Genomic DNA, 24268 nt, shown 5'->3' on the forward strand with positions numbered 1-24268 from the left:
ACTTAGAAAATTTCAACAAATTATCAATCTATTTAGAAGCAACTAGCATCATAGAGCTCAGGTAAATTCTTCGTTGTGACTAGCTTAAGGAGATGTTAATAAAATAAAATTCTCTTGATTAATTATATATAGCATACTCCAACTATTATTTTGTGGATCTTCAATTAAGGCATAAGATACTATACATTATTTTAGCGTCTATAATGTTATATACGCTTTACTTGATTAACTTTAGAAATAATATTCTAACACACCCTATTTCAGCTGCAATAACCTCGTTCTCTTTCTTTTCAGTAATTACTATAATAATAATTTCTCTTTATCCAGAATTATTAGACCCTAATAGGAGCTTATCTAAAATTGATGATTATGTAGTTTTCATAGCTACGTCAACATTTCTTATAGTTAGTATATCATTAATCTCAGGCTATGGTACTGATGATATGGAATATATTTTTCAAGCTTTAAACTATTTATTCAGCGGGAAGAATCCTTATTTAGCAAATTATTACCCTTACTCAGTCGGCCCTACTTATTTAATTAATGGTAAGATTGCCTCCACTTTTGTATATCCTCCATTTTCTTTTCTAGTTTATATTCCATTTTATCTTTTAATCAGATTAACTAGTGCACCAGGCTATTATATAAATATAGTAAATGTGATATTTGATGTCATACTTATAATACTAATCTATCTTGAGGGAAGAAAAAAACAAGATCCATTAGCCGTTCTATCTGTTATATTTTTATATCTACTCACAGCAATAGCAATACCACCTTTTTATGGTGTGAACAGTGTAATTCCAGCAACATTCTTACTTATTTCATATCTGAGAGATGATAAGTGGGGGGGAATTAGCTTAGGTATTGCCTCATCTTTTATTCAACTTAGTTGGCTAGCATTACCGTTCATTTTAATATATAAACTTAAAAACAGTAAAATAAACAAAATTAAGAATTATTTATTATATTTTATACTAACGATTATAATCATAAATCTTCCATTTGTTATATTAAACTATAAAGCGTTTTTATATAACATATTTACAACTGATATTAATACTATTCCCGTGGGTGCATTAGGATTAACTGTAATTAATTATGCAGGAGTATACCAATTAGAACCATGGTTTTTTACATTCTCTGAAAGTGTAGTATCTATTTTTCTTATATATATATATTACAGATTTTTCGAAATATTGAAACAAAGTATCTGGATATACCCTATGATTATTAGTTGGTTCATGTGGAGAACTCTTACCGAATATTTCTTTTTATGGATTCCATTATTATTTGTAACAATCTATAAGATGGATTATAAATTACCTAGTATTAAGATAAATATAAGAAAAGATATAGGAGTTCCTTTATTTATTCTTTTAACGCTCTTATTATCCGTTGGAGTATATGCACATGAAACCTACATATCAACAAATCCTCTTAAAATATTAAACGTTCAACCATTAGGCAAACAACCATATTCTGCTATTCTAGTTGAAGTTAAAAATTTAGGTAATAAACCATTAAACATCACCCTCGTAAGAGTATCCTTGCCTAACAATCTTAATATGGTATGGAATTTCACATATACTTTAATTCCACCAAATTCTTCATCAATACTTTTTGCCTATGCACCATACTATAATGAGACAATAAATTCAACAGTATTTACAGTAGAAGTTTACTCATATTATTACTTTGCAACATATAAGGTAAATGTAAGTAATATTTCTTAGATGATGCCAGAATATGTAAGAAAAAAACTTACCTTAGACTTTGGCCAAGTTACTGATTACATAGTTAGAAGAATAAGAGAATACATAGAAGAGAGTAAAAAAGAAGGAGGGATAATAGGCTTAAGTGGTGGAATTGATTCTTCAGTAACAACAATACTCTTATCAAGAGCTACCAATAACTTCTACATCCTATTAATGCCTACTTCATCGACACCTCAAAAAGACATTGAAGATGCCATGAAAATAATTAAAATAGTTAATGGTGAAAATAAATATAGTTATATAAACATTGATGAGATTATTAATGAGTTCTCCTCTATTGTCAATATATCCGATAAAATAGTAATAGGAAATATAAAAGCTAGGGTTAGAATGACACTATTATATGCGTTTGCTCAAAAAATGAACTATCTAGTAATAGGAACGGGAGATAAAAGTGAAATAATGCTTGGTTATTTTACTAAATATGGTGATGGAGGAGTAGATGTATTACCAATTGGAGACTTATATAAAACACAAGTTAGAATGCTAGGTAATTATTTAGGAGTACCAGAAGAAATAGTTAAAAAACCACCTTCTCCAGCATTATGGGAGGGACAAACTGCTGAAGGGGAAATTGGTTTAGATTATGAAACTATAGATTCTATACTTTACCTTAAGTTTGAGGAAATGAGAGAACCAGAAGAAATAGCCGAAATGACTAAGACTAGTTATGATAAAGTAATAAAAATTATAAATATGGTGAAAACATCACAACATAAAAGACTCCCACCAGAGATTTTCAGATTAAGTGGAAGGGCAATTAACTCTGACTGGAGGTATCCAAGGCAATGGGGTTAAAAGTAGAATTAGCTCAAATAAGACCAAAACTTGGAGATGTAAAATATAATTTAGAGAAACATCAAGAAATAATATCTTCATCTTCTGCGGATTGTATAATTTTCCCAGAGCTTTCCTTAACTGGATATATATTAAGGGATTTAGTGTACGAAGTGTATAATGAAAGTGAGAAAGCAATAGAAAAATTATCAGAAGAAAATAAATGTATAATAGCTGGACTAGTTAAAGAAATAAGACCTGGCATACTTAGAAATACGGCTGCTATAATAATTAATCATCAAATTAATTATATATATAAATTTTATTTACCTACATATGGTTTATTTGAAGAAAGAAGATATTTTCAACCTGGAGATCCAAAAAGAGATCTAAAAATATTTGAGTACAAAGGAGTAAAATTTGGAGTAATTATCTGTGAAGATGCATGGCATTATGAACCAATAGAGGCACTCGCTTTACTAGGTGCTGATAGTATATTTATTCCAGCAGCATCACCAATGAGAAGACTAAGTACTAGGCTAGGTATACAAGATAATTGGGAAGCCTTACTAAAGGCTCATTCTATAATTAATGGTATTTGGACCATTTTCGTAAATAATGTAGGAAGTCAGGAGGAAGAATTCTTTTGGGGAGGATCTATGGTTGTATCTCCTAATGGAGAGGTAATAAATAGGGCCAAATTATTTGAAGAAGATATAATAATTACTGAAATAAATCTCGATGAAGTTAGGAAAAATAGATTTTTCAGTAGTTTCAGAGAGCATAATAGAGATTTTCACGATGTATTAAGGAGCCTCTAAATTTATTTCCTCTTTTATAAAACTATATTTTAGTTATGATATCTCAGAAAGTGAACATCATTGAGATGTTACTCCTCATACTACTTATATTACTTTTGCTCGCCTCACTATTCAATCCATTACTACTATTCCCAGCAATAGGATTATCTATGCTTCAGGTAGGATATAATAAAGGATTTTTACCTATACCATTATCATTAATACTATTGTTAATACTAGGATTAAGAGGAGACTATTACTCTATAGCTATAATGACTATTCTCGCCTTTCTACTATTCATGATAATAAGTGATAAGATTAAATATTACCCATTTAGATAAGGATAAACTATTATATTTGAAATCAAAAAGTTCACCTATGAATAGAGTACTACTTCTATTAGTTATGATAAATATAATTTTCACGCTTACTATTTCAAATATCTTCTTATTTAATCTCACTTTTCCTGCAATAAAAATAATTTTAATGCAAAGGAAAGAGAGAAATATAAAAGAAAAAGCCCTTAGATTTAATGAATATAAGCCCAATGTATAACTCATGAGTATAATAAAAATTGACGAACTTTTTGAGTTACCAGGTTGGGATACAAGGAGAAGAATACTAGAGATACTAGAGAGTGGACAGAAAAACGCATACGAAATAGCTAAATTACTAAACCTAAATTATTCAACAGTCAGATATCATTTAGATCTTTTGCAGAAATTTGGACTAGTAAATGTAAAGAAAGGTAAAAAATATTATTATGAGTTAACTAAAAATGCCAAAATACTCTTAGATAACTATGAAGAAGAGACAAAGAAGAGGGATAGTACTTAATATTTTTAAATACTCTTTTTCAAACATTAAACTATGAAATGCTCTACTGAAAGTAATAGGGATATAAGAGGATTTAACTTTCTTTTAGATAATTGTGATAAAGAATATTTAGCTAATAAGTTTCAAGAATTCAGAAAACTTGCAAATGAAACGGGCAAAACTTATATAATAAGACTAGCTGATAGTAACTATTATAGATTTGAAATCATAATGGTGCCTAACTCAGTTACTTTACTATCAATCGCTACAGCTAGAGGAGTAAATAATATTAATCTAAGAGATTTTTCTGCCCTTGAAGAACTAGCAACATTAAGCTGTTGCGCTTACCAAAATGATAAGCTAAAAGAATTAGCATTACAATTTCTAGGAGGACAAAGAGAGTATGAATCCGAAGTAGTTGATTTAGAGGAAAAAACAATCGAAATTGAAATAAGCCCAGATTGTAATAAGGTAGAGTGGAATGAATTAAAATTACCAGAACAAGTTGAAGGAAAATGGACTACAACTGAACTTGCTTATACAGATAGATTATATTTGAAAGCATTGACTGGTCAAGGTAAATTTATAACAATATCTACTGAGAGGCCTCAAAATTCAATAAAATTTAATTCATTTGAAAGGTTAAATAGCTTGTGTTGTTTTGTTAATATAATTCTTCAAAAATTAAAAGAATGTAATGGGTTAGTAGAAGCATTAACACCATTTTTGCAACAAGAATCTGGGAAGAGGAAAAGGAGAAAAAATGAGTGAAAATGTAAAACCTATCTATGCTAGAGGATTTTTTAATATGAATTATTTAGGAGAAACTACTCAACTAACAATTTTTTACTATGAAGATAATGAACATTACTATGCCTCTCTAAATAAAGAAGAATTGAAAAAAGAACTTCATAAGCTAAAAAATAACATGCAATACTTCTTAGACCAAGAAATAATAAAGATTAATGGTAAAAGAGTCAAAGCAAAGGTTTTATTTGTAAGACTAGGTTTGCTTAAAATTAATATTCCATATATAGAATTTATAATCAGATTTAAAGGGAACTTACATAAAGGGGAAAACATTTATGAGGATTTATATGAAGAAGAAATTGTCGAATACCCATATGAAGCTATTTGGATCTTACCAGGAAAGATTGTCTCTTATTCTATTTCAGGAAAAGTAAAAACTAAGAACAATATTCTCTTTTTGAAAGTCAAAAAAGGAACCAGAATAAGTGGAAATGAAAAAATAAAATTTGTTATGTGAGAAGTTCATCTATTTTTTTAGCTAACTCTACATCGAGATCAGTAATACCACCAGCATCGTGGGTAGTCAATTGGACTATAACTTTGTTATAGTAGATACACACATCAGGGTGATGATTCATGCTATCTGCAATTGGCTGTACTTTATTTAGAAAATTAACTGCTTCTTTAAAATCGTGAAACAAAAAAGTCTTTTCTATTACATTTCCCTTTAAACTCCAGCCTTTCATTTTATTAAGTTCTTCCCTTATCTCTTTTTCTGTTAACTTTTTCATAGTTTAACATAAAGACATAAAAATATAAAAAATATCAGCACTTAAAGGACTCCTCACACTTCAGTCTGGGGAGTTCTCATCCTCATTTTAGTTCTGTTGCCATCCTCTTTATAAGTGAATATATTAATGGGATTAATAAAATTGCAAATGCTATTGCTAATCCCCATGCTAAAGTCTGAAGAATTGAGAGAACTGAACTAAATGGTTGCACAATTATGGCTATTGCAATAACTAAGAAAATAGTGTAAAGTAAAAATCTTCCATAAGTTGTTATATAGGTAGCATTAGGATCACTTTTAGATATACTATCAATGGCTTTATCAATTATTGTAAAGCTAAATAGAAGAACTATAGAACCTATTATGATATCATAGAAAAGATATGGGCTTATAAAAGGAACCCAATAGAATATTGCTAGCGTAGCTGCAAGCGTTATTATTATTGCATACAAACCGAATTTTAAAACGTTAAATATAGTTGACATAAATGGGTCATTAACTACCATTTGCCTTCCCATATAATCTATGAGAATATTTACTAGTGTGATACCTAAGGTAAGTAATAATATTGCACCAGCTAAATAAGGTAAATATCTAGCCACTGCACTAACGTAAACACTTGCTGGGCCAAGGCTAACTACTGTCAAACCAATTGATAGCGAAATAAGGATTATTAATGCCTTAACAGTACCAGCAACTAAGCCTGCACTAATCTGTATTGTAGAATGTGAAAATAATCTCACTAAAATTCTGTGAATAACAGTGCTTACTATTTCAGCAACCACATACCCAATAAAAACGATTATCAGGAAAAGAATAATAGATGGAATTGCGCTGATTATTTCAGTGGCTAATGATGTCAGTGCTTGAGAAATTGTTTCATCTACTATGAGCATAGCTACGATTGTTTCCTCTCTATAGATATATAAATTTAACCATTAATATTTTCATCTATAATTTTATAAATTCTATTCAAAATTCGATCTATTTTCTCTTTTTCTTGCTTTAATAAAGATAATTGATTCCTTAATTCAAAAGCTTGTTTTAATTTGCTTTCAATTTCACTCGCATTTTTACCTATATATTTACTCTTAAGCCTACCTTCTTCCCAATAGCGTAAGTAGTAATATTTTCTTCCATTAATCTCTTTAATTTCTAGATGGCCATTTGGAAGACTCTTTAATTTCTCTTCTAATTTTTGAATTTGAGACTCAAGCTGTTGTTGCTTCTCTTCTAGCTCTTTAATTTTCTCCCATATCATCTTAATCACACTTACAGTATAAACTCAATGTTACCATTGTTCTTCAAACCCTAAATTCATAGTATCCTCTAACGCCTTTCTAATCTTGTCCTTATCAGTAATTTCAATGTATTTCCTTATACCACCAGCCCTACCCTTATTAATAATCTTCACTTTTATTATTCCAAACATATCTAATTCAGAAATTATATCGGAAAATCTTCTATATGAAAGAGGTTTTTGTTTATACTGATTACATAAATCAGAATAAATTTTATGGGCAGTTACAACATCCTCTGCATCCATAGTTGCCATTAATGCTAACTTATAATGGAATGGAAGAGCCTTAATGGCCTCAATTAGTCTTTCTTGTTCATATTCTATGATTGCTCTATCAACATGATCTTTCCTAATAAAACCTTCTCCAGAAGCCAATTGAGCTGCTCTAAATAATAAATTAACTGCTTTTCTTGCATCCCCGTGCTCTTTCGCTGAAATTGCAGCTATATATGAGAGTATATTATCATCATAAGTACCCCTATAAAGTCCGTATTCTGCATAAATTGACAATATATGTTTAAGCTGCTCAGCATCATATGGTTTAAAAAATACAGTAGGTCCTAAAGAGGATAAAACCCTTGGTTCCATATAATCCCTTATATTTATATCATTGCTTATCATTATCACCGAAATATCTGCATCAGCCCTTAAAAGTTGATAAAGCACAATATCACCACCACGTCTCTTTATAAGAGTATCTACTTCGTCTAAGTATACTAAGGCTTTTTTTCCATTGAGTTCTTCTTTAATCTTCTCTATATATTCTCCTAGGTTTATGCCATGCTTTGGGACTTCATCAGTAGTTAATCTCTCAGTTAAAGCGGATAGTACAGCTTGAGGCGTACCACCTACCTCTCTACAATTTACATATGCTTGTTTTACTTTACTATAATCAGAATCCTCTTGTTTAACCTCTTCTATCTCATTTAGCATATATCTGGCTACAAACGTTTTACCAGTTCCAGTAAGACCTAAAAATAACGTAGAAAATTTAACATCAGATTTCACAAAATATCTAACTGCAACAGCGACTTCTTTTAGTATATCTTCTCTGAAGGGTATGTCTTTAAATACAGTTAAAGGATCTATGAAAACCCTTGGATCCTTAATAACTTCTCCTTTACCACCTTTCAAGGTATCCCTAATTGACACAATATTTCAATTGTTTCATACGTTATTTTAGTTATCAATTATTTCTTATGGTGTTACCAAATTCTTTTGCACGATGAGAATTACTTGACGTTTGACTCCCCAGTTTTACAGTAAATTTCATACGTTTCATTTACATTATATACCCTAATCTCCCAATTATGTTCACTTTAAAAATATTTTCAGTTATAAGTGTTTTAATTCAAATCATTCGGAAATACTAATTTGTACGTTTTATATAATAATATTTTAGAGAGACTGTGAATTTCAGTCGTTTTATATTTAAATAGGATGTGAATCAACTCTCAGAGTTTGTATAATATAATTAGTATATGAGAAAAATAAAAAATAAAAACATTTGAAAACCTGAGTCTGTATCTTTATATTAGGGTACGTCAGAGGACCGAAACGTATGAAATTTACTGTAAAACTGGGGAGTCAAATTGTGTCCATTATCTTTATTAGTTCATCTGCGTACTCTTTGGTACCTAATGCTTTTACTCCCATAAACCTAGCAATATCCTGTGTAACTTTCTTGTCTCTTATTGCCATATTAATAGCTTTTTCTATTAAGTCAGCAGCTTCATTCCATCCCATCCATCTTAGCATCAATTCTCCAGCTTTTATAATTCCTGTTGGGTTAGCTACATTTTTGCCAGCATACTTTGGTGCTGTACCATGAATAGCTTCAAACATTCCTCCCTCGTCGCCAATATTAGCTCCTCCTAGCATTCCAATATTGCCGATTAATGCACCGGCCGCATCAGAAATATAGTCACCGTTTACGTTTGGTGCTAAAATTATATCATATTCTTCTGGTCTTATTATTATTTGTTGGAACATATTATCAGCAATTCTATCATTTAGAATTATTTTACCTTGATCTGGTTTACCCTGGTTTATTTCTTCTTCCGTAACTATAAAATCACGATATTCTTTTAGAGCAACTTCATATGCCCATTCTCTAAAAGCTCCTTCTGTATATTTCATAACATTACCTTTATGCATAATAGTAACCTTTTTCCTTTTATGTTCTATTGCATACTGTATTGCTAACCTAGTAATTCTTTGAGTTTTATATTTACTCATTACCTTTATCCCTATTCCGGTATCGTCTTCTATTTCTACTTTTAGTTCTTTTCTTAGAAAGTCTCTAATTTTTTTAGCCTCCTCACTATTAAATGGATATTCTATTCCTCTATATAGATCATCAGTATTTTCTCTAAAAATTATCATATCTACTTTTTCGGGATGTTTTAGGGGGCTTTCTAGTCCCTCAATATATTTTACTGGTCTTATATTTGCGTATAAGTCAAGCATTAATCTAATAGCTACATTAACAGATTTCCATCCTTTTCCTATTGGAGTTTCTAATGGACCTTTAAGAACTACTCTATATTTAAGTAACATCTCTTGAGTTTCTTTTGGAAATCTATCATTAACTAATTTTTCAGCTTTTTCACCAGCATAAACTTCTAACCATTTTATCTCTCTAGAGCTACCATAAGCTCTTTCTACAGCTTTATTAATCACCTTTATTGCAGCGTTAGTTATCTCTGGACCTATTCCATCTCCTTCTATATATAAAATCACGGGTTTATTTGGTACTATCCATTTTCCCTTATCGAATTTGATTTTTTCTCCATCCTCGGGTTCTTTGTATAACATTTATGATTTACGTAGTCAAATAGATTATTTATATCTTACTTTAACAAGTCACTCTTAAAATAAAATATTACTCAACTTTAAATTAAATAAAAAACCCCTTATTATACTATAAAATTAATCCTATTTGTATTTTTCAAAAATTTTGATAAATATGCTAAGGTCTTGTGTGGAAAAATTATAAAATGTTAATATCGAGTATTACTACTGATGTGGTCATTATTATTTTTAATTTTAATAATCTCATCCTCACTAGCACTTCCTATTTATCTTCAACCGCAAGTATCGTCACAAATACCTAGCAATCAGCTAGTTAATGTAGCAATTGTTTTGCCTCCTAAAAATCTAGGATTACTTCAAATTTATGTGCAGCAGCATAAAATTGTAAATCAATCGCAACTCATTTCTCTATTTATTCCTAATGCTACAATAAATAAAATAGTTAGTATACTAAAGTATAATGGAATAAATCCACAAGTCACATTAAATGTTATTTCTTTTCAAGCTAAGGCTGGGGTAATAGAAAAATTGTTTAATGGCGAATTTGTTACAACTACTATCCTAGGCAAAAAGATTTACTATTTTGTAAGTGAAGGTTCTTCCTCTTTTCCAGGAATCGTTTTAGCTACTAATTTAACGTCATTATTTCTATCAAAGCCTAATAACCTAGTAAATATAACTCAAGCAGTAGCTTATAATATGGTTACTCCCATAGAGATTCAGAAAGCTTACAACATAACTTACTTATTAAATAGAGGAATAAACGGTAGCGGAGTCAACATTGGAATCCTTGATTTCGAGGGAGATCCTTATATTTATCAACAACTTCAAGATTTTGATTCTATTTATGGATTACCTAATCCACCTTTGTTCAAGATAGTACCTATTGGTCCATATAATCCTAATGATGGTATTGCCAGTGGTTGGGCATTGGAAATTTCTTTAGATGTTGAATACGCTCACGCTGCTGCACCAGATGCTGGAATAATACTTTACGTTGCTAATCCGGCAATTTCAATACCTCAAGCTATAGCATATATTGATCAGCAAGACGAAGTAAGTGTTGTTTCCCAAAGCTGGGGTATTCCAGAAATTTATTTCTTATTAGGCTTGTTACCAATGTCATATTTACAAGCGATGATCTATGAATATTGGCTAGGAGAAGCTGAAGGAATAACTTTTATTGCAGCTTCTGGAGATGCCGGGGGTAATGGTTATAACTTCTTCTTAAGTCCTTTAGGATCAACAATAGTACCTTCTTCTATTCCGTATGTTTTATCTGTAGGGGGTTCAACATTATATATATCTGGTAATGAAAGTTATCAAACAGCCTGGAGTGGAGAAAGTATATTTGGTTCTACAACTGGTGGTTATAGTGCTATATTCCCTTCTCCTCCATATCAAGGGCTTAAAGGATATAGGATTACCCCAGATATAGTTGCTGATGCAAATCCATATTCTGGAGTACCTATAGTTTATTACTATAATACTACATACCTTGTTGGAGGAACTTCTTTAGCTACTCCTATAGTGGCTGGAATTATAGCTTTAGCTACTCAAGTTCATGGAAGGCTTGGTTTTATTAATCCTTTAATTTATGCTTTAAATGGAACTAAAGCTATTGTTCCAATTAATGTAGGATATAATACTCCATATGAAGCTAATGAAAGTTTAAATCCTGTCACTGGATTAGGATATATTAATGCAGGTTACTTCGTTAACCTATTGAAGAAACCTTTGATTTCATTATCATTAGCTGTTCAAAATACTACATATTTACTGAATCAGGAAATTCAAGTAGTAGCTTATCTTAAGGGAGCTTCATCATACCCGTCAAGTATAACTGCATATGTGTATAATGGGACATCCGTAGTATTTTCATTTCCTCTTATTTATAACGGTTCTGCTTATGTTGGGAAAATTAGCATAGATAAATCTGGTGTATATGAAATCTACGCGAGTTACGATAATACTTACGGTTTTACCTATATTATTGTAGGTTATCAAGCAGTTTTTATATTTCCGATAGTTGCAATCTATCCTGTACCGACTAGCATACCAGTATTAGTTATGATAACTTATCCTAATGGTACTTTAGTCTCTTCATATAACTCTACTACTTTACTGGTCTATAAGGAGAATCAAATAGATGGTTCATTATCTCAAGTTGGTAGTGCTCGTTTAAATAATCTGCCAGTTGTTAATATTTCCCAGTTAGGCATATCAATTAAATTTAAATCTGGAATATTAGAAGGTTATATAAACTTAACGAGTAGTAAATTTGGAGGAGTTTATGTTTTATCTGTTAACAATACCATAGGGCTGGATGAAATAGTCCTAGGGATGTATATTGTACCAGCAGTCATTCCTAATTCCTTTACAGAACCTACTTCTATTTATAGCGGAGAAAATATAACGATTGAAGTGTTAGTTGAAAGTTTAGGATTGCCTAACATAACTGTCTCATTTATTAAGGATGGAAAAGTTTATTACAGCACACAAATTAATTCTATCCTTTATAATGGTGCTTCATATTATATTGCACAAATATCTGTACCTAGATTGCCTGATGGATATTATACTATTGAGGCATATGGTGAATACAGTAATGGGTCTTATGTGACTTACGGTGCCGGATATACTCAAATTTATGTTAGTAGTCAAAAATTGATTTTGAATGCATCAATAAGCTCTGTGGCTTTTGAAAATAGCAGTGTAATTGTAAAAGCTAAAATATATTATCCTAATGGGACTCCAGTAAAGTTTGGTATATTTAGCGCTATATTTGTTCCTAATTATCTTATGAGTCAGCTAGACAATTTAGAGATTTCATACTCAGTAAGTTTAAGTTACAAAAATGGTGAGTGGATAGGTAATTTCACAATCCCAGAGGGAAGTTATGATAATTCTGGGTTAACTATAGACGAATTAGCCGGTGTATGGAATGTATATCTTGTTGGTATATCATCGAATGGTATTCCATTGCCTTTTAATTCAAGTTTGAATTATAATACATTAAATATAGAGCCAACATCCACTGGCTTATCATTCTTAGTTTTGCCATATAATTATGTTCCGCAATTTAATGGAAATTATGCATACCATATTTATGCACCTAAAGCAGTAATTGAAAATAAGACTGTAATATTAATCGATTCCATAATAGAAAATTTAACTGCAATAAACTCTGTAATATATTCTTATAATACTCAAATATATCATGCCACTTTAATTAATTCTAAAATAGAGAATATAACAAAAGTCTCAGCAAATATACAAAATGTAGAAGTCGTAAACTCTACTAATATTACTAGGCCAACAATTACCTCAACTGAAAGTAATACTACTGTTAGCCTACCGAATTATGGAGACGCGTTCATTATAGAATTTATTATAGCTATTGTAATTAATGCCATTGTGGTTACATTATTCGTTATTACAGATAGAAATAAAAGATAGTTAACACTTATTTTACATCTGTTATAATTCCCATCCAAGCGTTTTCATCATAAATTAAATATTCTACTTCTAAGTAAACTTTTTTTGTTGAATGTTTTGTCTTTATTTTTAGTGGGTAAATAAAATAGTAAACATCTCCTTCTACTTCTTTTTTAGCTCTTTCAGGGAATTCTACCTCATATCCATAACTTTCAATTATTTCTTGAATCTTAGTGGTTAGTTTTGCAACTATCTCCTTTAGCGATTCTCCGTAAATTGGTTCAAAAGTTAAAGCTTTCAACTCTTTCTTTAAAGTGACAATACTTTCTGATGTTCTTTTGCGTACTTTTTGCTTTGGTTTGTGCTTTTCCACAAATAAAAGATGTGAAATAATGCTTTAAAAAGAATTGTGTTAAACGTAGTACTCGCTAATACTTCGTCTAATCCCCCATCCATCATCATATAATTCTTCTAAACCTTTTTCTATTAGAGATTTTATGTGTGGATCTTTCACGTTATCTTCTAATGTTACATATTTACTAGCTATAATATTCATAAATGATGTTAGATTTATTTTCATGTTATCTGATATTTCTGAAGGATCTCTCTTAAAGAAGCCGAAGAAAGTAGATTTTTTATTATTGTTATATATTTGTGGCGGAATTATATAAGTATTACTGTTTATATCAACAACTAGAAGAAATGGTAAAATTACTTCAACAGAATCCTTATCGAAAGGAGCTCTTTTAGTAAACATTCTAATTCTTTCTAGCTCATTATTACATATTGATTTAATATTTTCTAATTGATTTAATATATTTTTCTGTAATTCATCTAATTCTCTTATTTTCACGTCTATACTTTCTAATTCCTTTTGCTTTTGTGCGGTTAATGATTCTATTTCATGGACCATATTTCTTATTTCGATTCTATATTTATTCTTTATTTCAGAAAGTTTACTCTGTATTTCAGAAAGGTATCTTGACCTTAAAGTTGTAATGTTTTCTAAATCCTTTTGAAAAGACGGATTTGTCTCATAATCTAACTCTGCTTTTCCTATTAATACTTCAATATCTGCCATTTTGGAATATAGTTTAGTAGCTTCATTAAGCAATTCACTTTCCAAGTTTTTCTTTGCTGTTGCTAGAGTTTTCTTAAGTACTTCATTCTTCTCTTGAAGTATTGAATTATATTTGTCTTCAATCTGCTTTCGTTCTTCTGCTCTCTTTCCTTTAATTATTGTTAATATAGTATTTATTTTACTCTCGACATCGTTTATTTTGTTTATATTTTCCTTTATTAAAGATTCTCTCTGATTTATATCAGTAATAATAGAATCTATATCTACTTGGGTTAAAATTTTATCTAATATTCTAAGGGGTAATTCTGGGCTGCCATATGAAAGAATGGGTGAAATATCATCAATAATAACTCCTTTAAAAATTTCTTCTTCTTTTCCTTTAATATCTTTCCATCTAAAAGACTTCAAAATTGCTAAAATTTCAGAATCATTTTTATTATTTTCTAGGCCATCTAAAATTCTTTTATAATCTTGTAAGATTATGAATTCTAGTTTAGTTTCAATATTTAAAGTTTCATCAAAAATTATATATCCACCGCTTTTTTCATGTTTAACTAATAATAATGGCCATCCAATTAAGGTGGCCTTCTTTATTTTTACATTTTTAGGGGCTGCTTTTACTAATGTTACCGCTAATTGCTTTTCTACTGGTAAAGGTTGATAAGAGTTATCTACAGCAAGTGGTAAATATACACTATCCACACTACAAAATAAGTTGAGAAAAATATATGTGTTTTTATTATCGTTATGTATTATTTTTAGCAGTAGGTTTGGCAATTCTTAATATATAGAATAAAACATCACTTTAAAACTTAAGAGTTAAATAAAACTACTCTAAAGTTATGAAGAAAAAATAATATCTAATTAATTGAGATTAATTCTTAGAGAGATAAAAGTTATTTCTATCTAAGAAAAGTTAATCTTTTAAATGATTTCATGAGATGTGATACAATTCTCTTATTTTTATATCCTTTATTCCTCTTACTGTGATACCTTAGGGACTAATTATGAAGTAACAGTAAGCTTAATTAACTATTCTTCTTTCCCTATTATATTACTCTAAGAGTTCATAGTGGAGCCATCTGATCATTATACAATAATAAAAAATTTTGGTATTAGATAGAATTGAAATTATAAAGAATATTAAATAATATAAATTTTATAATTCATAGGAAATTACTAGTTACACATTTCTAATTAATTTAGGATCTTCTATTATGAATAAAAAATTTTATTATTTTTTTTAGTAAATTTTATTAATTTCTTTTTTAGATAATTTAATTAAAAATAACTTATTCGTTTATTTATTTCTGTTGTTAATTTTTCTATTTCATTTTTCAGTTCCTCATTTTTTAAATCTTTGATATCGTTTAACGTTTCTTTAATTCCTTTAGTTAGAAGCAATTTGTCAAATATTAATGTTCTTGATGCTATTAAGTATCTTATTTTTATTTTTTCTTGGCTAAGAAATTCTTCTAATTTTCCTTCTAAGTATAATGCCTTTAAAATATTTTTTCTATCAATAGCTCTAATCCAGTTTTTTTCTTCTTTTATTTTAGTCAGATATTCACTTTCATAAGCTATTTCTCCAAGTATAGTATACAAATCATTTTTTATCTCTCTTTCTCTGATGTGGAAGATATCATTTACTAACTCGTTTATTAATGAATTCTTCACTACAATTTCAATTCTTTGTGGGTAGTATGTAAATCCATACTTTTCTGCTGTTTTTTTCATTTCCTCAAATACATCGTTGATATCATCCTCCTCTTTTCTATCTTGATTTTCTTGTTTAATTAAAATCGAAGCAACTCTATGAAGTATTTTCACATCTAATGTTACAAATAAACTTATTATTTTATCTATTTCGGAATCGAATGAAGAATTATACCATAATAAGAATTTTTTTCCAAGATATTTTTTAGGCCATTGATCTAGAGCATAAAGTATTGGGGATTTAGCGTAGTATAAAGAAATATAATAGCCGCCAGATATTTTTTTGTATATATTCACTATGAGGTCTTTACTAAAGCCTAAATTTTCAGCTACTTTTATATAATCCAAAAATTATCAGCCCTGCCACTTTCTTCATCAATTCGTAAAAGGGTGAGTTCATCAGTAAAAAAAAGGAGAGTAAAAAATAAAAAATTTACTTTTCAATATATCCTTTTTCGACAAGTAATTCAGCTGCTAATATACCTCCTCCTGCGGCTCCTCTGACCGTGTTATGAATTAATGATACTAACCTTATCATTCTCTTATTCACTTGCTTTAATCTACCTACAACTACACTCATTCCTGGAATATCCCCAGCCCATCTATCAAAATAGACTTGAGGTCTTGTATCCTCATTCATAACGATAATTGGCTTTGAAGGTGCAGTTGGTAATTTTAGATCTTGTGGTTCCCCTCTAAAGTTTTCTAAAGTCTCCTTAACTTTTTCAGCAGCAGTTTCCTCTTTGAACGATACATATAGTACTTCATAATGACCATGTATAGTAGCTATTCTATGAGTTGTTGCTGCTAAGCTTACATCTTCTAATTTAGGTTCATCTACATTTCTCTTAACTTCGCTTAAAATTCTGAAGATCTCTTTTATCGTCTTGGCATCGTATCCATCACCTAAAGGCAAGATATTATCTACTACATCTAATGATGGTATTCCTGGATAACCGGCACCAGATAGCGATTGAATAGTAGTTATAAATGCTCCATCCATCTTATAATCTTTAAATATAGCACCTAATGGTATTGCTGCACCCTGGGCTGTGCATAGTGGTGTAGTTACTATAAATCCTTTCCATTCTCTTCTTTTTCTTTGCTCATCAATTAAGCTAATAGTATGAGGATTTAGTTCAGGAACCAATAAGGGAACATCAGGATCAAATCTATGATCTGGTGAATTACTAATCACAGGGAATCCTTCTTTTGCAAATTGTTCTTCTACTGGGCCAGCAGCACCTTGAGGTAATGGAGAAAATATTATGTCTACATCATCCATTAACTTAGGATCAGTTGGTTTTATTTCCATATCAGCTATTTCCTTAGGAACTTGTCCTACTGTTTGCCATCTTACTACCTCACCATACGGTTTACCCACTGAACCTTTTCCAGCTAAATATGCTGGTTTAATATAAGGATGATTTGATAGCATTCTTACGTATTCGATTCCTACTAAACCAGTAGCACCTAATATTGCGGCTTTTAATGTTCTCCTCATGAGTATCACCTATATTATGAATTTCAAAAATATAAGCTTACTTTAAAAATATAAGCTTTACAATTTAGTAAAATACAATTAAGTTAAAAGAACGGCTCCTAGTGACGAAGACGATACAAGTCTAGCGTATTGAGCTAGAAGACCACTTTTATACTTAGGTGGTGGCGGCGTCCATTCATCTGCTCTTTTCTTTAACTCTTCTTGTGGTAGATCTACATCCAATCTTCCATTGTTTGCATCGATAATTATTGTGTCACCATCTCTTAGTAATGCAATAGGTCCTCCTACTGCAGCTTCTGGTGCGACGTGTCCTACCATAATTCCTCTAGTTGCTCCAGAGAATCTACCATCAGTTATTAAGGCTACTTTTTCTCCCAAACCTTGACCTACAATAGCACTGGTAACTGCTAGCATTTCTCTCATTCCTGGACCTCCTTTAGGTCCCTCATATCTAATAACTACAACGTCATTTTCTTGGATTTTTTCTTCTAGAACCGCTTTAAAAGCCTCTTCTTCTGAATTGAAAACTCTAGCTGGTCCCTTATGATACCTAACTTTAGTAGCTGAGACTTTAATTACAGCACCTTCAGGGGCTAAAGATCCTTTAAGTATTCTTATTCCGCCAGTAGGATTAAATGGGTTTGAGATTGGTCTTACTATATGTTCGTGCGGAACATTTGGTAACTTATATTCTTCTAAGTTTTGTTTTACTGTTTTACCAGTAACAGTTATTACATCACCATGAAGTAAATCAGCTTCTAATAATTTTTTCATAATTAGTGGCGCGCCTCCAACCCTATGTAAATCATACATTGCATATTCTCCACCAGGTTTCATATTCACTATTTCTGGTGTCCTCTGGCTAATCCTATCAAAATCGTCTAGTGTAAGCTTTACTCCAGCCTCATAAGCTATTGCTAATAAATGAAGAACTGCATTTGTTGAACCTCCACTAGCCATCAGTACTGTTATTGCGTTTTCAAAAGCTTCGAAAGTAAGTATATCCCTCGGTTTTAGTCCTATTTCAATTAAATTCATTAGTGCTTTACCAGTTTCGTAAGCATACTTTACTCTTGCTGAATCTACTGCTGGTGGAGAAGCACTACCGGGTAAAGCTAGACCTAATGCTTCAGTCATTAAGCCCATAGTATTCGCAGTATATAATCCTCCACAAGTACCTGGTCCAGGGATCGCATTATCCTCCATTAATCTTAAATCTTCTGCTGTTATCTTACCTTTAGAATAAGCACCAACTGCTTCATAAACATCTTGTATTGTTATTGGTTTTCCCTTAAAATTACCTGGTAATGTAGTTCCCCCGTACATTATAATAGATGGTATATTTAGTCTAGCCATAGCCATCATCATGCCTGGTGGAGTTTTATCACAGCCAGCTAAAGCAACAAAACCATCGTATCCGTGTGCGTTAACTACCAATTCTACAGTGTTAGCAACAATTTCCCTACTTACGAGGGAATATTTCATACCTTCACTTCCCATTGCAATTCCGTCTATAACCACTGGGGCTGTAAAAACTCTAGGAGTACCTCCTCCACTTCTTACTCCTTCTTTAACAATATTTGAGAGACCAAGCAAATGAATATTACAAGGTCCTGCTTCATTCCAAGCTACCGCAACTCCAACTATTGGTTTTGCAATATCATCATCTGTTAAACCCATAGCTTTTAGAAATGCTCTATTAGGGGCTTTTTCGTAACCTCCATAAATTAGATTTGACCTTTTTTTCTTGTCGGGATTCATATCAGAGTTTATACAGTTTAAACATATTAAAATATTACTTAGCGTCTATTCCTCAGAAAAGAATTATACTCCAATTTTTATACTTACATAATTTCTCTGTTTACTTCATCATAATGGGCAATATCTTTACTTTAATGATAGGCCTATTGTTTATTTAATTTGAAATAAAATATGAAAAAATTTTAATAGAAAAAATAGCTATTAATATTTTGATGATAGAAAAAGAGATAGTGTTCAAGCTTAACGTTAAAAAACAGGATTTTATGACACTTATATCGAGTCCTTTAAATCTTACACAATTTTGGATGTTCTTAAAAGAGATAAGAATTTTAAATGAAAACGAATATATAGCAAAATTTAAAGTATTTATGAATTTTAATTTTAAAATGCGAAGAGTTATAAATCCGAACCAAATAGTCCATGAAGGAGTAATGGATTTTCCCAGAGCTATGTTTAGGTTTACAGTTAATGTATTAGAAGGGAGAAAAGAAATAGTTATAGCAGTTAAAGGAGAATATCAAGGTCCTCTTGAATTCTTAGCAAAATCACCAATGAAGAAATTCCTAGAAAATTTCAGAGATAAAGTAATTGCTTATTATGAGAAAAAGCAAGAAGCATTTACAGTACAAGAATTATTTAAAAAATTGAGTGATGATAGTAAGGGAAAAAGTATAATAGCTATAATAGAATTAGATTCAAAGGAATACACGTTAACTTTCAAAGATGGAAAGTTAGAAAAAGTTGAGGGAGAGGATTACAATGATTTTCTTACACGTTTATTAACATATTCAGGATTTGTAAAACTTCTAAGGGAAGAAGAGATTTATGAAGAAGAATATGAATCGTTAGATGATCTTATTCAGAGACTAAAAGAGGAAAGTAAAGATAAGGAATTAGAGGCTACAGTTATTATTAAAGATAAATCCTTTAAGATTATATTTAAAAATGGAGAAGTAATATATAACAATGTAGATCCTAAGTATAAAGGAAAGCTAAAACTTATTGAACTAAACGAAAAATAAATTTTTTCGAATCCGTATTTTTATTTTGTGAAATTAGAGAGAGTTAAAGAACCAATTCCTCTTATTGGGCATATAGCTTTTGGCATAATTGACCGTGGTACTAACGTTCTTCAAGTTCGTCCATTTAGCAATTGCCCAATGTCTTGTATATTTTGTTCAGTAGATGCTGGTCCTAATTCTAGATCGAGAGTGACTGAGTATATTGTAGATGCTGACCATTTAATTAATTGGGTTAATTATGTTGTTGATAGAAAAATTCATCAAGTATCAATTTTAATTGATGGTGTGGGTGAACCTATATTACATCCAGATATTGTGAAAATTGTAAAAGGAATAAAGGAAAATAGGAAAGTATTTGAGGTAGCAATTGAAACTCACGGTTTACCATTAAATGAGAGACTAATAAAAGGACTAGCTAATGCTGGACTAGATAGGATTAATCTTTCGTTAGATTCCTTAGATGAGAATAAGGCTAAATATCTTAGTGGTCATAAAGGTTATAATGTTTCTAAAATATTGAAAATGATAGATCTAGCATTAAATGAAGGGTTAAAGATTATGTTAACTCCAGTGTGGATTAAAGGAATGAATGATGAAGATATAATTAATCTTGTGAAGTTTGGAAAAGAGAAAGGACTATCTTTCGGAATTCAAAAATATGTTGCCCATCCTAGAGGAAGAAAGGTTGGTAAAGAGGTTGGTTGGAAAGAGTTCAAAGAATTTTTATCAAAAATTGGTGAAATGTTAGATGTCAATCTCTTTCTCTCTCCTTCTCAGTTCAAGGTATTTCCAGATGTTAGGCTAGGCCCAGTAATGGATGTTGGTGAGAAAGTAGTAGGAGAAGTTGTGCTGGATGGTTGGATGAAGAATGAGGTCATAATAACTGCTAGAGGAAGAGTTATTACAGTAGTTGGTGTTAGTGATGTTCCTAAGGGTATCTCATTAAAAGTTAAAATAAGTAGAAATAAGGATGAAATTTACTTAGCTAGGCTTAGCTAAGAGTGTCATTTGCGGATCGTTTATTTCGAATTTTTCCCACGAATAACCGCTAAAAACATCGATTATTTTAAACCCTGCCTTCTTCATTAAGCTTACTATTTCGTGGAGACTATAATATCTTTGAGAGAACTCTATTTTTTCGACCTCTTTTCCATCTTTTATATACGTTCTTAGTACATGTAGTCTTGAAGTAAATGGATCAAACTTGTTTTGATCAATTATTAAGTAGGGTGGTACAAAGGAATGAAGGATCTCAGGCTTGTTATATATCACAAAATCTCTATTTTCAAGGTTAACAATTACTATTCCTTCTTGAGAGGTAACTTCCCTTAATTCTCTCAAAATTTTTAAATCATCTTCTTCTTCATAATAACCAAGACTATTAAAAATGTTAATAACAACATCGTATTTCTCCTTTATTACTTCGCTTAATTTGCGCATGTCACCCCTTACAAATTCTCCTTCTTTTACATTTTCTTTAGCTTTTTTTATCATTTTTTCTGAAATATCTACTCCGGTAATACTATAACCTAGTTTATTAAGAAAGTAGGAAACTCTACCGATACCACATGGTACGTCGAGTACTCTCCTACCTTTTATACCATATTTCTTTATGACCTCATTAATCCAATTAGCCCACTTCTCCCCCTCTTCCCATATTTTTAGCATTTCATTAATGTAAAGGTCAGATTCAAATATCTTAAGCCAATATTCTTCCATTAAACTCTTTTAGGATTAAACCTAAATAAAATTGATGACTAAAGAGTTAGCCTTAATTTTAATCCTTCTATTAGCTTCAGCATTTCCAATTACATCAAATGAGGTTTTAATATATCAAGTTGAAATAATTCATGAAAATCAAATCAGTTTGTATAACTACACGTTTATCATAAATTCCTTAAACAATAATTTTGTCAATTTTACTTTAATTATAACTAATTTAAATAATGGTAGTATTATCTTAAATAATACTTACGTTTATCCTATCTTGAATTTGAAAGTTCTACCGATAAATGGTATTGTTTTTAACGGTGAAAATTTCACCTTTAGTGGATATACTGAATATCATAATCAAAATGCTACGGTATACAAAGGTTATTTTATAATCAATACTACCAAAATACCTTCTACGGCATATTTCGTAAATAATATACTATACTTTTTAAATGGCAGTGCAAACGGATATTCGGTCAGTATTTCGTTAAGTTCAGAATACACTTTGTCTCAGTCAGTTAATTATGGTGGTTATATTATACTAGGCATAATAGTAGCATTTATTGTGATTGGTGTAGTAATTCTTATAAAAATAGGAAAAATATGAAAAAGAAGAGTGGTTATTCCATTAAATCTAACCCAACCTTATCTAAATTTCTTAACCATTGAATGAACTTCTTAGCGTTTTCTCCTTCAAATATAGCACCATGTTGTGGGGCTATAACATTTATCTCAAGTCCTTCAATTTTCTTTAACCAAATATCTATAGCCTTTTTTGATGCTATATATCTTCTATGGAATGGTTCCATTAATTTAATGTGAGACTCAAAATCTTCTACAAATAAATACCACTTGTCTTTAAATATTGCAGCACCTAAATCTCCAGAGAAATATATTTTTGCATAAGTATCATAATAATGGAAATTACCCGGTGAATGCATAAAATGAGCTGGTATAGCTCTTATAAAATCTATACTCATGCCCTCATCTGGTATATCAACTATTCTTCCTTTTAATTCAGCACCTAAATGTGGTAAGAATCTTTCCCACAATGCAGATACATAGAAAGTAGCATTTGGTGCTAAGTCAACCCAAAGATTTAAACTTCCAATTACATCAGGATCTTGATGACTATATAGTATTGTTACTATATTTTCTGGTTTCACAAATCTTGTGACATTTTGGTATACTCTTTCAAAGACAAAATATCCACCAGGATCAAGAAGATATCCCTTACCTTCATGAACAATTAAATATTGATTAGTTAGTATGCCTTTTTCATTTTCACTTTCATCTAAACCTAACCAAATAAATTTGTGTTTATCATCTTCAAATATTATATTTGGTTCATGAACTCTCATTTTCTGTTCCCTCTAGAATTGCTTTTGGTTCTAGTGCAACATATATGTTTATCTTAAAATGACCAGAAATTTTATTTAAATCTTCTTCTTTAAATCCCTCTTGCCCTTCAATGTTTACATAAGTACCTTTTAACTCACCGTTAACGAATAATAATCTAAAGCTTTCATAAGTTGATACTCCAGAAATATATATTAGTTGATACCTCAAGTATTGTTGAATTAAATCTGTGATAATAGGTACTATTTGTCCTTTAGCTATATCTAGCTCGTCAGCTTTAATTAACCTTGATTTCATTAAAAGTTTTGTAATAAAACTTAATTTTGATAAATTTTGAGAAAAATTTGCTGTTGTTGTGATTTCATAAGCTTTTTCACTCTCTTTTTTTATTCCGTCAATTAAACTTTCTGCTATTTCATGTAAATATTTTGAGACTATCCACTCTTTCTCTCCCTCATATTTAATTGCTACATTAACGTTTATTTTTCCCTCTTTATCTTCTTTTTCTGAGATAAAAATTTCGAATTTATTTCCTTTTTCAGATTTTAAAATAATAGTACTCATTCCTTTAAGGTTTACAATTCCTTCCATTCTAAACTTATCTTTTAATGAGAATAGAAGGTATCTGGTAAAGCGTAATGTTACCTCATTTTTCCCTCTTTCAACCTGGTAAGGGATATAGGAAAGTATAAATTCTGAATTTTTAGTTATTGATTCGATAAAATTAAGATGACTGTTTATCCTCTCTTCTACTATATAAGTTTTCATGCATTATTGTTCTTTCAACTCCTATATTATTTTATTTTACAAAAAGGTAATGGCAAAATCTTTAACAGAGTTAATTCATAT

The 24268-nt window shown here is 30.4% G+C and carries 25 protein-coding genes; 12 read left to right on the forward strand and 13 right to left on the reverse strand.

Annotation, left to right across the window (positions count from 1 at the left end; all coding sequences use genetic code 11):
- The first annotated feature begins 152 nt into the window (after positions 1-152).
- From STK_RS11910 to STK_RS11945, 8 genes are read left to right on the forward strand one after another with little or no spacing between them, the layout of a single operon-like run.
- Positions 153-1736: a hypothetical protein gene (locus tag STK_RS11910; RefSeq protein WP_010980236.1), complete on the forward strand. Its 1584-nt coding sequence runs from the start codon at positions 153-155 to the stop codon at positions 1734-1736.
- A gap of 3 nt (positions 1737-1739) precedes the next feature.
- Positions 1740-2576 (forward strand): NAD+ synthase, encoded by an 837-nt coding sequence (locus STK_RS11915; RefSeq protein WP_052847022.1) that lies wholly within the window; start codon positions 1740-1742, stop codon positions 2574-2576.
- Positions 2567-3376: a nitrilase-related carbon-nitrogen hydrolase gene (locus tag STK_RS11920; RefSeq protein WP_010980238.1), complete on the forward strand. Its 810-nt coding sequence runs from the start codon at positions 2567-2569 to the stop codon at positions 3374-3376. Before STK_RS11915 ends, STK_RS11920 begins: the two co-directional genes overlap by 10 nt.
- A 35-nt stretch (positions 3377-3411) precedes the next feature.
- Positions 3412-3696, forward strand: coding sequence for a hypothetical protein (locus tag STK_RS11925; protein WP_052846732.1), 285 nt, complete (start codon positions 3412-3414; stop codon positions 3694-3696).
- A gap of 37 nt (positions 3697-3733) precedes the next feature.
- Positions 3734-3910 carry a hypothetical protein gene (locus tag STK_RS11930; RefSeq protein ID WP_156015239.1) on the forward strand — a complete coding sequence of 59 codons (177 nt, stop codon included), beginning with the start codon at positions 3734-3736 and terminating at the stop codon, positions 3908-3910.
- 3 nt (positions 3911-3913) lie between these two features.
- A complete protein-coding gene (locus tag STK_RS11935; RefSeq protein ID WP_010980239.1) occupies positions 3914-4192 on the forward strand; it encodes an ArsR/SmtB family transcription factor in 279 nt (92 codons plus the stop codon).
- Between the two features lie 33 nt (positions 4193-4225).
- The gene (locus STK_RS11940) at positions 4226-4942 is read left to right on the forward strand and encodes a hypothetical protein (RefSeq protein WP_010980240.1); all 717 of its coding nucleotides are present in this window, start codon (positions 4226-4228) and stop codon (positions 4940-4942) included.
- Positions 4935-5438, forward strand: a complete 504-nt coding sequence (locus STK_RS11945; RefSeq protein ID WP_010980241.1) for a hypothetical protein — start codon at positions 4935-4937, stop codon at positions 5436-5438. The genes STK_RS11940 and STK_RS11945 overlap by 8 nt, the downstream gene beginning before the upstream one ends.
- Here the strand turns inward: STK_RS11945 and STK_RS11950 are convergent.
- The 5 genes from STK_RS11950 to STK_RS11970 form a co-directional block, all read right to left on the reverse strand.
- Positions 5431-5712, reverse strand: coding sequence for a 4a-hydroxytetrahydrobiopterin dehydratase (locus STK_RS11950; RefSeq protein WP_010980242.1), 282 nt, complete (start codon positions 5710-5712; stop codon positions 5431-5433). The two genes, STK_RS11945 and STK_RS11950, sit on opposite strands and share 8 nt — an antisense overlap.
- An 82-nt stretch (positions 5713-5794) precedes the next feature.
- Positions 5795-6607: a mechanosensitive ion channel family protein gene (locus STK_RS11955; RefSeq protein ID WP_010980243.1), complete on the reverse strand. Its 813-nt coding sequence runs from the start codon at positions 6605-6607 to the stop codon at positions 5795-5797.
- Positions 6608-6642: 35 nt separating this feature from the next.
- On the reverse strand, positions 6643-6972 hold the full coding sequence (locus STK_RS11960; protein ID WP_052846734.1) for a hypothetical protein: 330 nt from the start codon (positions 6970-6972) through the stop codon (positions 6643-6645).
- 30 nt (positions 6973-7002) lie between these two features.
- A complete protein-coding gene (locus STK_RS11965) occupies positions 7003-8163 on the reverse strand; it encodes a Cdc6/Cdc18 family protein (protein ID WP_010980245.1) in 1161 nt (386 codons plus the stop codon).
- 435 nt (positions 8164-8598) lie between these two features.
- Positions 8599-9828, reverse strand: a complete 1230-nt coding sequence (locus STK_RS11970; protein WP_010980246.1) for an NADP-dependent isocitrate dehydrogenase — start codon at positions 9826-9828, stop codon at positions 8599-8601.
- Positions 9829-10035: 207 nt separating this feature from the next.
- Between STK_RS11970 and STK_RS11975 the strand changes: the two genes are divergently transcribed.
- Positions 10036-13284, forward strand: a complete 3249-nt coding sequence (locus tag STK_RS11975) for a S53 family peptidase (RefSeq protein WP_010980247.1) — start codon at positions 10036-10038, stop codon at positions 13282-13284.
- A gap of 7 nt (positions 13285-13291) precedes the next feature.
- On the opposite strand, the gene STK_RS11980 is transcribed toward STK_RS11975, so the two are convergent.
- The 5 genes from STK_RS11980 to ilvD all read right to left on the reverse strand — a co-directional run bounded on the left by STK_RS11980 (position 13292) and on the right by ilvD (position 19325).
- A complete protein-coding gene (locus tag STK_RS11980) occupies positions 13292-13636 on the reverse strand; it encodes a hypothetical protein (protein ID WP_010980248.1) in 345 nt (114 codons plus the stop codon).
- A 39-nt stretch (positions 13637-13675) separates the two neighbouring features.
- Entirely contained in the window at positions 13676-15046 is a 1371-nt protein-coding gene (locus STK_RS11985) for a hypothetical protein (protein WP_010980249.1), read from the reverse strand.
- Positions 15047-15625: 579 nt separating this feature from the next.
- A complete protein-coding gene (locus STK_RS11990) occupies positions 15626-16408 on the reverse strand; it encodes a hypothetical protein (protein WP_052846736.1) in 783 nt (260 codons plus the stop codon).
- Between the two features lie 85 nt (positions 16409-16493).
- The gene (gene asd, locus STK_RS11995) at positions 16494-17564 is read right to left on the reverse strand and encodes an aspartate-semialdehyde dehydrogenase (protein WP_052846737.1); all 1071 of its coding nucleotides are present in this window, start codon (positions 17562-17564) and stop codon (positions 16494-16496) included.
- Positions 17565-17642: 78 nt separating this feature from the next.
- Positions 17643-19325: a dihydroxy-acid dehydratase gene (gene ilvD, locus STK_RS12000; protein ID WP_010980252.1), complete on the reverse strand. Its 1683-nt coding sequence runs from the start codon at positions 19323-19325 to the stop codon at positions 17643-17645.
- Positions 19326-19711: 386 nt separating this feature from the next.
- On the opposite strand from ilvD, the gene STK_RS12005 reads away from it, so the two are divergent.
- Positions 19712-20347: a hypothetical protein gene (locus STK_RS12005; RefSeq protein ID WP_198429694.1), complete on the forward strand. Its 636-nt coding sequence runs from the start codon at positions 19712-19714 to the stop codon at positions 20345-20347.
- Between the two features lie 27 nt (positions 20348-20374).
- Positions 20375-21346, forward strand: coding sequence for a radical SAM protein (locus tag STK_RS12010; protein WP_010980254.1), 972 nt, complete (start codon positions 20375-20377; stop codon positions 21344-21346).
- On the opposite strand, the gene STK_RS12015 is transcribed toward STK_RS12010, so the two are convergent.
- Positions 21329-22066, reverse strand: coding sequence for a class I SAM-dependent methyltransferase (locus STK_RS12015; protein ID WP_010980255.1), 738 nt, complete (start codon positions 22064-22066; stop codon positions 21329-21331). The two genes, STK_RS12010 and STK_RS12015, sit on opposite strands and share 18 nt — an antisense overlap.
- A 34-nt stretch (positions 22067-22100) precedes the next feature.
- Between STK_RS12015 and STK_RS12020 the strand changes: the two genes are divergently transcribed.
- Positions 22101-22667: a hypothetical protein gene (locus STK_RS12020; RefSeq protein WP_010980256.1), complete on the forward strand. Its 567-nt coding sequence runs from the start codon at positions 22101-22103 to the stop codon at positions 22665-22667.
- A gap of 13 nt (positions 22668-22680) precedes the next feature.
- Here the strand turns inward: STK_RS12020 and STK_RS12025 are convergent, their stop codons facing one another.
- Both STK_RS12025 and STK_RS12030 read right to left on the reverse strand, forming a co-directional pair.
- The gene (locus STK_RS12025; protein ID WP_010980257.1) at positions 22681-23421 is read right to left on the reverse strand and encodes an MBL fold metallo-hydrolase; all 741 of its coding nucleotides are present in this window, start codon (positions 23419-23421) and stop codon (positions 22681-22683) included.
- On the reverse strand, positions 23408-24187 hold the full coding sequence (locus STK_RS12030) for a hypothetical protein (protein ID WP_010980258.1): 780 nt from the start codon (positions 24185-24187) through the stop codon (positions 23408-23410). Before STK_RS12030 ends, STK_RS12025 begins: the two co-directional genes overlap by 14 nt.
- Positions 24188-24268: the final 81 nt, after the last annotated feature.

It is taken from the genome of Sulfurisphaera tokodaii str. 7, from assembly GCF_000011205.1.
In the GTDB taxonomy this organism is placed as follows: Archaea; Thermoproteota; Thermoprotei_A; order Sulfolobales; family Sulfolobaceae; genus Sulfurisphaera; species Sulfurisphaera tokodaii.